This is a genomic window from Streptomyces sp. NPDC058663 (genome assembly GCF_042716745.1).
Classification (GTDB): domain Bacteria; phylum Actinomycetota; class Actinomycetes; order Streptomycetales; family Streptomycetaceae; genus Streptomyces.
In genome coordinates this window covers 47,657-58,129 of sequence record NZ_JBHXRV010000010.1, presented here as the reverse complement: position 1 = coordinate 58,129, position 10,473 = coordinate 47,657, and the positions used below count along the sequence as shown (strand labels likewise).

Sequence of the window (10,473 nt, the reverse complement as noted above, 5' to 3'; positions counted from 1 at the left end):
TCTCGCCGGTCAGGGACGCCCCCGGGCCGGCACGGAGGTCCTGCCTCCGTGCCGGCCCGGGGGTCGGAGCTCGCGTGCCTGCGGTCAGTCGGTGCCCGCGGTCAGTCGGCGGGCCCGGCCACCGGCCGGGTGGTCATGCGGACGGCCTCCGTGTCGCTGTCGTTGTGCCGTACGGCCCAGTTCTCCAGGGTCGTACGGCAGGCGTGGTCGAGGTGGTGGGTGGCGGTGAGGTCGAGCTCTATCGGGCGGTCCTTGGGCAGGGCCTCCAGCGTTTCCAGGATGCGGGGCAGCCGCAGGAAGGTGGCGTTGCCGGTGAGGGTGACGACCAGGCGGCCCCCCGTCAGCTCCCGCACCGAGACGTGGGCCTGGGAGGTCTCCCAGGCGGACTTGAGCACGGCGAGGGCCAGGCCGATGAGGACGCCCTCGAACATGTTGGTGACGAGGATGGCGACCGCGGTGGTGGCCAGGACCACCGCCTCGCCGCGGTGGGCCCGGGCCAGCGGGAGCAGTTCCTTCACCGGGAGCAGCTTGAAGCCCGCGTGCACGAGGACACCCGCGAGTGCCGCGAGCGGGATGATGCCGAGCGCGACCGGCAGCAGTACCGCGAAGAGAAGCAGCCAGCCGCCGTGCAGGATCCGGGAGAGCGGGGTGCGGGCACCCGCCTGGACGTTGGCGGAGCTGCGCACGATGACCGCGGTCATCGGCAGGGCGCCGAGGGCACCGCAGACGGTGTTGCCGACGCCCTGGGCGACGAGTTCCTTGTCGTAGTGGGTGCGGGGGCCGTCGTGCATACGGTCCACGGCCGCCGCGCTGAACAGCGATTCGGCGGAGGCGATGAGGGTGAAGGCGAGGACGGTACCGAGGACGGCGAGGCTGCCCAGGCCCGCCAGTTCGGTGGCCCCGGGCGGCTGGATGGCATCGGCGAGACCCCGTACGGTCACCGTCTTCAGGTCCAGTGACAGCACGGCGGTGACGGCGGTGGCCAGGGCGACGGCCGCCAGCGGTGCGGGCACCACCCGCACCTTCGCGGGGAGCTTCGGCCACAGGAGCAGGACCGCGACGGTGCCGAGCCCGACGCCTGCCGCGCTCAGTGCGGCCGGGGAGGTGACCGTGTCGGCGAACAGGCCCGGCAGACCGGTCACCTTGGCGGTTCCGGAGAGCGGCTGGTCGGCGCCGGCCATGCTGTAGAGCTGGCCGAGGATCAGTACGAGTCCGATGCCGGCCAGCATGCCCTGGACGACGGACACCGAGATCGCCCGGAACCACCGGCCGCAGCGCAGCAGGCCGAGTCCTACCTGGAGCAACCCGGTGAGCAGCACGATCGCGCCGAGCATGCCGAGCCCGAACTCCCGTACCGCTTCGAAGACCAGCACGGTCAGCCCGGCGGCCGGGCCGCTGACCTGGAGTGCGCTGCCCGGCAGCATGCCGACCACGAGGCCGCCGACGATGCCGGTGACCAGGCCGAGTTCGGCGGGCACGCCGGAGGCGACCGCGACGCCGACGCACAGCGGCAGGGCGACCAGGAAGACGACGAGCGAGGCGAGCAGGTCCCGGCGCAGGACCCCGGGTTCGCGCAGGGGGCCGAAGGGCGAGAGGAGGGTGGCGCGGAGCGAGGAAGCGGGGGTGGGGGGTACGGACGGGGAGGACGTGGCGGAGGAGGTCGCGGCGGCGGGGGTCGCGGTTGCGGGCGGGGAGGGTGCGGGCTCGGGCGGTGTGGCCATGTGCGTGGGGGTCCTGTCGCTGGTGCGGAGAGCGGGCCGTTCGGTGGGGCGCGGCGGCTCTGTCACAGCGGGCCGAACACCGGGCGGGGGCGGGTGGCCACCGCCCCGGGAGCGCGGGACCGGTCGCCCGTCGCGCCCCTGTGCCCGTCGGCGGACGGGGAGTCCGTACGGGGCGGCCGGTGCGCGGTGACGGTCCCGGTGTGCACCTCGTAGTACCAGGCGTGCAGGGTGAGGGTGCCGTCGGCCAGCCGCTCCTGCACGCAGGGGTACGCGCGCAGCCTCTCCACCTGCGCGAGCACATGGGTCTGTACCGCTTCGGCCACGTCGGCCGATTCGGGGACGACGGAGCGGACGGCCGCGTCGGGGCCCACCGCGTGCTCCAGCCAGTCGCGCACCGCGGGTACGGCGGACAGGTCTTCGCCACGCACCAGGGCCCCCACCGCACCGCAGTGGGAGTGGCCGCAGACGACGATGTCGCGGACGCCGAGCACGCGGACGGCGTACTCGATGGTGGCCGCCTCGCTCTGCGGGTGGGCGGTCCCGCCGCGCCGGCCGGCCCCGCCCGGTCCCGCGGCATCGGCTATGCCTGCGGCGGCGGCCGACGGGTAGGGCGGGACGACGTTGCCCGCCGTACGGAGCTCGAAGAGCTCGCCCGGACGGGCGCCGGTGATGAGGGCGGGTACGACGCGCGAGTCGGAACACGTCACGAACAGCGCTTCGGGAGACTGTCCGGTCCGCAGCGCCTGGAAGGCGGCGGTGTTCCGGGGGTCCGCCACATGTGTCGCGGCGAAGGAACGGGCGTTTTCGATCAGGGACTTCATGGTGGCCTGCCTCCTGCGTCCTCGCCGTGGGGGGCGGGCGCGGTGTGGTCGGGTCGATGGTCACGAGGGAGCGGCACGGTGGCTGTGGGGCAGCCGGCTGCGTGTCGCTCCCGGAAACAGCCTGTGGGACTGTCGTGACCCCTACTTTGCCATCACATTAACCTCTGATGACAGAGCAAATTCCTGCCAAAGAATGAGTAATTCACGCCCTTGAGCTGGGGGTTGATCCAGGAATCAACCGCTGGTCAGGGATTTCTTGTGCATACGGTGGAGCACCCGAACACAATCCGCGCATTTGCTCGGAGGTTCACCCGAACATTTATCGGAATTTCCCTACCGTTCCGCTCATGCCGACGCGCATGCCGACGCCCGGACCGTACGAGGGCCCGGGCGTCGGCATGCGGTGTGCGGGATCAGCGCCCGCGGGTGAGCGCCGGGAGCGAGTCGGCGGGAGACGCACCGGCCGGCCCGGCCGCCGGCGCGGACGCCGTGGGCGACGGCTTGGCGGGTGTGTGCGGCAGCTTGCCGCAGAACTCCGCCTCGACCACGTCGACGTAGTACTGCCCGTTCGGCATCCAGTCGCCGTTGACGTTGAACGCCAGCTGGTGCTTGCCGTCCTGGGTGCCGACCATGGCCGACAGGGAGCCGTTCGTACGGCCGCTCTTGCCCACCACCTTCACCCCGCAGCTCAGCGTCGCGAACTCGACACCCAGCCCGTAGCTCGAGTATTTGTTCACCGGTACTTCGGTCAGCATGTCCTTCATCTGGGCCTGCGGCAGCAACTTGCCCTGCACCAGCGCGCGCTGGAACCGGTTGAGGTCGCCGGTGGTGGAGATGGCGTCACCGGACGCGCCCAGCCAGGTCATGTTCTGCTCGGTGGCGTCGTGGATCGGGGCCGGGTCGCTCTGGTGGAACTTGGAGTAGGCCACCGGGTGCGACTTCGGCAGGTACGGCGACGTGCCGGGGAACGAGGTGTCGCGCAGCTTCAGCGGGTGCAGGATGCGGCGCGCGACCTCGCGCCCGTACGAACGGCCCGTCACCTTCTCGATGACCATGCCCGCGATCACGAAGCCGGTGTTCGAGTAGTACGGGCCCAGCTTCGGGTCGCGCGGCGGGGCGTGCTTCAGCGCGACGGCGACGAGTTCCTCGGGCGTGTGGGTGTCGTAGCGGTGCTCCAGGAAGCCGGGTCCTGCCGCGTTGTTGATGAACGCGCGGTCCTCGGTGTAGTTGGCGATGCCGCTCGTGTGGTTGAGGAGCTGCCGCAGGGTGACCTTGCGGCCGTCGTAGCCGTTGCCCTGCAGCAGACCGGGCAGCCACTGCTCCACCGTGTCGTCGAGCCGGAGTCTGCCCTCCGCCTCCAGCTGGAGCACGACGGTCGCGATGAACACCTTGGTGATGCTGGCGACACGGAAGTGGTCCTTGGCCCTGTACTTCCGGCCGGTGCCGGTGTCCGCGGCACCGGCGGTGCCGAACCAGTCGCCCCGGGCGTCGCGGGCCGCGGCCCCGATACCGGGCTGGCCGGCCGCTTCGACCATCGCGCGCAGTGCGGCCCGGGTCGCCCCGTGACCGCCGTCCGCCTGGTCCGCCCGCACGCCCGAAGGCTGGGCGTACGCGGCCGGGACGAGCGTGGCCGCGGTCAGGGACGCCGCCAGTGCGAGGGTGAGCGATGCGGTACGTATGGCGCGCCGCTGCTTCATGGGTGGTGCCTCCAGAGTGCTGTAGCGGGGCAGGTGTTGCCCCTGTGATCGGTGAGACGCCCAACTCCGGCTTCTGGGTTGCCGGTTGGGACCAGAGAGTAACCAGGCAACGGCACGGGAAGTGGCTGGTCCGCACTTCTGGGGAGGACAGGAAGTTACTTACCGGTTCGTGTCGACTCTTCACGCCCGTAGCAGTAGAACTCCCACTCCTCCCCCACGAAAGTAAGGAACCTCGCATGAGCGGATTGATCACCCACTCCACCCCATCCACCGACATCACTCACCCGCCCGGAACCTCCCCGGCCCCGCCCGTCTCGCGGCGGCGGTTCATCGCCGGTACCGGCTCGCTCCTGGGGGCCGTCGCCCTGTCGGGCCCCCTGTCCGCCGCCACCGCGAGAGCGGCCGTCGCCTCGCCCGGGGTGCTGCAGCCGGGGGAACGCATCCCCGCCCTGGTCATCGGCACCGGGTACGGCGGCTCCGTCACCGCCCTGCGGCTGGCCCGCGCCGGAATCCCCGTGCACATGGTCGAGATGGGCATGGCCTGGGAAGGACCGGGCTCCGACGGCAAGATCTTCGCCAACACCACCACACCGGACTACCGCTCCTTCTGGCTGCGCACCAGAACCAAACAGCCCCTCAGTAACTTCCTCGGCTTCCCCCTCGACAAGGACGTCCCGAAGCACACCGGAATCCTGGACGCCGAGGAGTTCCCCGGCATCACCGTCTACCAGGGGCGCGGCGTGGGCGGCGGGTCCCTGGTCAACGGCGGAATGGCGGTGACTCCGCGCCGGGAGAGGTTCGGCGCCGTACTCCCCTCGGTGAACGCCGACGAGATGTACCGCACGTACTACCCGCGCGCCAACGCCGGGCTCGGCGTCACCGACGTCGACCCCGCGTGGTGGGACGCGGCCGCCTGCTACCAGTACGCACGGGTGGGCCGCAAGCACGCCGAGCGCTCCGGGTTCCCGTTCGTCTTCGTACCGAACGTGTACGACTGGGACTACATGGAGCGGGAGGCCGCGGGCGAGGTGCCGAGGTCCGCGCTGGCGGGCGAGGTGCTGTACGGGAACAACCACGGCAAGAAGTCCCTGCAGAAGACCTACCTCGCGGCGGCCAGAGCAACCGGACGGGTCGTCATCTCGCCCCTCCACAAGGTCACTTCGGTGCGTCCTTCGCCGGAGGGCACCGGGTACGCCGTCATGGTCGAGCAGCTCGACACCACCGGGGCGGTCACGGCCACCAAGGCGGTGACGGCCGAGCGGGTGTTCTTCGCGGCGGGCAGCGTCGGCACCTCCAAGCTGCTGACCCGGCTGAAGGCCACCGGTGCGCTGCCCCGGCTGAACGACGAGATCGGCAAGGGCTGGGGCGACAACGGCAACATCATGTGCGGGCGCGCCAACCACATGTGGGACGCGACCGGCAAGCTCCAGTCGTCCATGCCCACCGCCGCCATCGACAACTGGGAGGCGGGCGGCGCGTTCGCCGAGGTCGCCCCGCTGCCCACCGGCATCGAGACGTACGCCTCCCTGTACCTGACCATCACCAACAACCCGCACCGCGCCCAGTTCAGCTGGAACGCGGCGGCGGGCCGGGTCGACCTCAGCTGGCAGACCGCCTGGAAGCAGCCGGGCATCGACGCCACCCGCACCATCTTCGACAAGATCAACAAGAAGGAGGGAACGATCTACCGCACGGACCTCTTCGGCTCGTACAAGATCTGGGGCGACCACCTGACCTACCACCCGCTGGGCGGCGCGGTCCTCAACCGGGCGACCGACAATTACGGCCGGCTGCACGGGCATCCGGGCCTGTACGTGATGGACGGCTCGCTCATCCCCGGCAACGCGGGAGTCAACCCGTTCGTCACCATCACGGCACTCGCCGAGCGCAACATCGAGCGCATCCTCGCCGAGGACCTGTAGGCACGCACGCGCGCGGACCCGTTGCCGTCACCGTCGCCTCCGGCGGCCGTACGGCGACGCCCCTGACCCCCCGCACCGGGTCGGGCGGCCGCCCGGTACCGGGCCGGGACACATACACCGCAGGTACCCGAGTACCTGTACACAGCCGGTACCCGAGCCACCCGCCCTTGAGCTGGGCTCTTCGCCGCGAGCCTCTAGAGTGACTTCGTCCGCGTACACGCCCGGGCTCCGGCCCGGCGGACGTGGCGGCACCGTCCAGAGACCCGACCGAGGAGCAACCGTGACCGACCTGGCGCCCCTTTCCGTCCAGCAGGAGATCGCCCGGGATCTCCAGGTGAGCGAGTCCTTCGACGTACAGCACGAGATCGAGCGCCGGGTGGCCTTCCTGGCCGGACAACTGACCTCCACGGACCGGCGTGCGCTGGTGCTGGGCATCAGCGGCGGCGTGGACTCCACGACCGCGGGCCGGCTGTGCCAGCTGGCGGTCGAGCGGGTGCGGGCCGACGGCGGGGACGCGACCTTCTACGCGATGCGGCTGCCGTACGGCGCCCAGGCCGACGAGAAGGACGCACAGCTGGCGCTGGAGTTCATCAACCCCGACCAGGTCCTGACCGTCGACGTGAAGCCGGCCAGCGACGCCTCGCTGGAGGCCGTGGTGGCGGGCGGCACGGTCTTCCGCGACGCGCACCACAAGGACTTCGTGCACGGCAACATCAAGGCCCGGCAGCGGATGATCGTCCAGTACGCGGTGGGCGGCGCGCAGGACGGCCTGGTGGTGGGCACCGACCACGCGGCCGAGGCGGTCTCCGGCTTCTTCACCAAGTTCGGCGACGGCGCGGCCGACGTGGTGCCGCTCACCGGTCTCACCAAGCGGCGGGTGCGCGCCGTGGGGCAGGCCCTGGGCGCACCGGCCGGGCTGGTCGGCAAGGCCCCCACCGCCGACCTGGAGACGCTGTCGCCGGGCAAGCTGGACGAGGAGGCGCTCGGCGTGACGTACGACGTCATCGACGACTTCCTGGAGGGCAAGCCGGTCGACGAGGCCGCCTTCGAGACGATCGTCCGCCGCTACCGGCTCACCGAGCACAAGCGCCGGCTGCCGACCGCGCCCTGAGCCGGAGGGCTGTGGGACGAGCTCCGCGCGGCACCGTGACGACCCCGTGGATGTCCCCGGGGAACATCCATGGGCCACCCCGGGGAAAAAAGAGGTCCGCGCACCGGTTACTCTGATCCGGTCGAACACGGATCGAGGCCGGACGCGGAAACGCGACCGTCCCGCCGCCCTGGGAAGAGTGCCTCTCCCGTTCGGCACAAGAGCCCGGCATCAGCCCACCACCACCCTGATGCCGGGCTCGCCCCTTTCCCCGGGCCCCGCGACCATGCCCGGGCCGGTCTGCGGCACCCCCGTTCAGACCCGCTTCAGACCCGCTTCAGGCCGCGGATCGCCGGTACGCAGAGCAGGGCGGCCACCACCACGAGCGTCAGGGCGCCGCCCGCCAGCAGGACCGTACGCGCGCCGAAGAGGACGGCGGCCGGTCCTGCCAGGGCCTGGCCCACCGGCAGCATGGCCACCGATCCCGCGACCTCATAGGCGTGCAAACGGCTCAGTACAGGGCCCGGCACCCTGGTCTGGACGCTGGTCGCCCACATCACGCTCCAGAAGCCCATCCCGGCCCCGGTGAGGGCCGACGCCAACAGCAGGGCGGACACCGGGAGCTGGGCCCCGACGGCCGCCGGGAAGCATGCCGTCCCCAGCAGGGCGAGCGCGCCCGCGCGCAGCGGGCGGGCCGGGCGCAGCCGCATCGCGGGCACCGCGCCGAGTGCGGTGCCCAGGCCGAGGGCCGAGCTGATCAGGCCGTAGGTCCGGGCGCCGTGGCCGCCGATCAGTTCCACGGAGGTGAGCGGGATGATCGGCCCCCATGCGGTGACCATGAAGAACATCCAGATCACGATCGTCCCCCACAGCCAGGTGCGTGACCGGAATTCCCGCCACCCCTCGGCGAGATCGGACCAGTAGGTGGTGGCGGGGCGCGGCCCCCGCTCCTTCTCCCCGGTTGGGGGCAGCCGGAGCAGCGCCAGGCACCCGGTGCTGATCGCGTACGCCGCCGCGTGGGCGGCGAACACCGCTGCCGGGTCGGCGACCGCGACGAGCAGACCCGCGACGGCCGGTCCGGCGAGCATGGCGAGGGACTCACCGATGCGTATCGTGCCGTTGGCGGCCTGGACGTCGTCGGCGACGCGGGGGATGGTGCTGGCCACGCCGGGCTGGAAGAGGCCGGTGGCGATGCCGTTGACCGCCCCGATCAGGCAGATCTGCCACAGCACCACGTGCCCGGTGAGGAAGAGAACCGCGGTCACCGCCTGGGTGAGGACGCGTACCGCATCCGAACCCACCATCAGGCGCAGGGTGTTGAACCTGTCCGAGAAGACCCCGCCGAAGACGATGAACACCGCGCAGGTCGCGATGGTCGAGGCCATCGCCAGTCCGACCTCGCTCGCCCCCATCCCGTGCTGCAGCAGCCCGGCCGAGAGAGCCACGGGCAGCATGGTCTCGCCCAGCTTGGAGGCGGCCCGGGCGGCGAAGAAGAGGGCGAAGGCACGGGAGCGGAGGGGGCGGGCGGGGGCGGGGACCGTTACGGGAACGGGGGCGGGGGCCGCTGTGGAGGCGGGGCCGGGGACCGTTGCGGGGGCGGACGGCCGGTTCGCTGCTTGCTCTTCGAGGGAGGTCACAGCCCGCGATCCTCTCCCCCGCGCCTCCGCGCCCGCCACCGCTTTACGAAGAGGTCCGTGCCTTCCTCGCGGACGGCCGGAGGAAGACCGCCGCGAGGAGCACACCGAGCAGGACCAGGCCCGCGTTGACGGCGATCGCGGTGACGACGCCGTGGTGCATGGCGGAGGCGGTGGTCGCTCCGGCGGTGGTGGCGGTGACGACGGCGGCCATGACCGGGGTGCCCATGGTGATGCCGACCTGCTGGGACATGGAGGCGAGACCGGTGGCCAGGCCCTGTTCGGCGTCGGGGAGTCCGCTGGTGGCGGTGACCATGAAGCCGACGATGACGAGCATGTTGCCGATGCCGCCGAAGAACGTGGCGGGCAGCAGCAGCGCCATGGACGCGGTGGTCGTGGTGCCGAGGAAGAGCAGTGCGGCGGTGAAGACGGTCTGGATGACACCGCCGGCGACCAGTGCGGTCAGGGTCGAGGTCCTGGCGATGACCTTCGGGGCGAGCAGGCCGCCGACGACGGTCCCGATGCCCAGCACGCCGAAGGAGATCCCGGCGGTGAGCGCGGAGAAGCCGAGGGTCTTCTGGAGGTAGAGGGTGAGGAGGTACACGAGCGAGGTCTCGGTGACGAAGGCGAGCAGGCCGAGCACATTGCCCCAGGCGACGTTGCGGCGGCCGAGGGTCTTCAGCGGGACGAGCGGCGCGGCCACCTTGCGCTCGATCAGGAAGAACGCGGCGAGCAGGAGCACTCCCGCACCGAGCCCGGCCAGCGCGTGGGGATGCGTCCAGCCGTGCTCGCCGGCCTGGGTCAGTCCGTAGACGAGGCCGAGCAGTCCGAGGGTGACGGTGAGGGCGCCGGGCAAGTCGAGCCTGGGGCGGGTGGTGGGCCTGGACTCCTTGATGACGGCCGGGGCGATCAGTACGACGGCGAGCGCGACGGGCACGTTGATGAAGAACGCCCAGCGCCAGGAGAGGAGTTCGGTCAGTACGCCGCCGAGGACCGCGCCCGCGGTGAAGCCGGCGGACATCAGGGCGCCGTTGATGCCGAGCGCCTTCTGCCGGAGCGGGCCTTCGGGGAAGGCGGTGGTGAGCAGGGAGAGGCCGGCCGGGGTGGCGGCCGCCGTGGCCAGGCCCTGAGCGACGCGGGCGACGAGGAGCACCTCGGGGCTGGTGGCCAGGCCGCCCACCAGTGAGGCGACGCCCAGCAGGGCGAGGCTGCCGATGAAGATCCTCCGGCGGCCGATCAGGTCTCCGATCCGGCCGAAGAAAAGGGTGAATCCCGCGGCGGAGAGCGCGAACGCGGTGGCGATCCACTGGAGGTTGGCGAGGGAGAAGCCCAGTCCGTCACCGATGGCGGGCAGGGCCACGTTCAGGATCGAGAAGTCGACGGCCAGCATGAACTGGGCGACCAGCAGCACGGCCAGGATCAGTTTCAACCGGCCGGTGAGCCTGGGCGGTTGGGCACCGGGGGCAGGGCTGGCGGGCGTGGTGGCGGCGGGAGCGGTCTTCGTGGGGGCGGGGGTGGGGTGCGGGGCCGGCCGGGGTGCCGGCTTGGTTGCGGACATGGTGGGCTTCCTCATCCAGGGGCGAGTTAA

The 10,473-nt window shown here is 71.5% G+C and carries 7 protein-coding genes; 2 read left to right on the top strand and 5 right to left on the bottom strand.

Annotated features, from left to right (window positions below; translation table 11 throughout):
• Window positions 1-101: 101 nt before the first annotated feature.
• From ACFWVV_RS09645 to ACFWVV_RS09635, 3 genes are all read right to left on the bottom strand, one after another.
• Window positions 102-1,721 (bottom strand): SulP family inorganic anion transporter, encoded by a 1,620-nt coding sequence (locus ACFWVV_RS09645; RefSeq protein ID WP_384355935.1) that lies wholly within the window; start codon window positions 1,719-1,721, stop codon window positions 102-104.
• A gap of 62 nt (window positions 1,722-1,783) precedes the next feature.
• Window positions 1,784-2,542: a carbonic anhydrase gene (locus ACFWVV_RS09640; RefSeq protein WP_384355933.1), complete on the bottom strand. Its 759-nt coding sequence runs from the start codon at window positions 2,540-2,542 to the stop codon at window positions 1,784-1,786.
• A gap of 413 nt (window positions 2,543-2,955) precedes the next feature.
• Complete coding sequence (locus ACFWVV_RS09635) at window positions 2,956-4,239, bottom strand: serine hydrolase domain-containing protein (protein WP_384355931.1); 1,284 nt, start codon at window positions 4,237-4,239, stop codon at window positions 2,956-2,958.
• Window positions 4,240-4,475: 236 nt separating this feature from the next.
• On the opposite strand from ACFWVV_RS09635, the gene ACFWVV_RS09630 reads away from it, so the two are divergent.
• Both ACFWVV_RS09630 and nadE read left to right on the top strand, forming a co-directional pair.
• Window positions 4,476-6,161, top strand: a complete 1,686-nt coding sequence (locus tag ACFWVV_RS09630) for a GMC oxidoreductase (RefSeq protein WP_384355929.1) — start codon at window positions 4,476-4,478, stop codon at window positions 6,159-6,161.
• 280 nt (window positions 6,162-6,441) lie between these two features.
• The gene (gene nadE, locus ACFWVV_RS09625) at window positions 6,442-7,272 is read left to right on the top strand and encodes an ammonia-dependent NAD(+) synthetase (RefSeq protein WP_384355927.1); all 831 of its coding nucleotides are present in this window, start codon (window positions 6,442-6,444) and stop codon (window positions 7,270-7,272) included.
• Between the two features lie 305 nt (window positions 7,273-7,577).
• Here nadE and ACFWVV_RS09620 read toward each other — a convergent pair whose 3' ends face one another.
• Both ACFWVV_RS09620 and ACFWVV_RS09615 read right to left on the bottom strand, forming a co-directional pair.
• Window positions 7,578-8,888, bottom strand: coding sequence for an MFS transporter (locus ACFWVV_RS09620; RefSeq protein WP_384355925.1), 1,311 nt, complete (start codon window positions 8,886-8,888; stop codon window positions 7,578-7,580).
• Between the two features lie 43 nt (window positions 8,889-8,931).
• A complete protein-coding gene (locus ACFWVV_RS09615; RefSeq protein ID WP_384355923.1) occupies window positions 8,932-10,443 on the bottom strand; it encodes an MFS transporter in 1,512 nt (503 codons plus the stop codon).
• Between the last annotated feature and the right edge of the window lie 30 nt (window positions 10,444-10,473).

What these genes read in the sequence shown, in the direction of transcription:
- ACFWVV_RS09645 (WP_384355935.1), bottom strand. Translation starts at nt 1,721, where the DNA reads ATGGCCACACCGCCCGAGCCCGCACCCTCCCCGCCCGCAACCGCGACC.
- ACFWVV_RS09640 (WP_384355933.1), bottom strand. Translation starts at nt 2,542, where the DNA reads ATGAAGTCCCTGATCGAAAACGCCCGTTCCTTCGCCGCGACACATGTG.
- ACFWVV_RS09615 (WP_384355923.1), bottom strand. Translation starts at nt 10,443, where the DNA reads ATGTCCGCAACCAAGCCGGCACCCCGGCCGGCCCCGCACCCCACCCCC.
- ACFWVV_RS09635 (WP_384355931.1), bottom strand. Translation starts at nt 4,239, where the DNA reads ATGAAGCAGCGGCGCGCCATACGTACCGCATCGCTCACCCTCGCACTG.
- ACFWVV_RS09630 (WP_384355929.1), top strand. Translation starts at nt 4,476, where the DNA reads ATGAGCGGATTGATCACCCACTCCACCCCATCCACCGACATCACTCAC.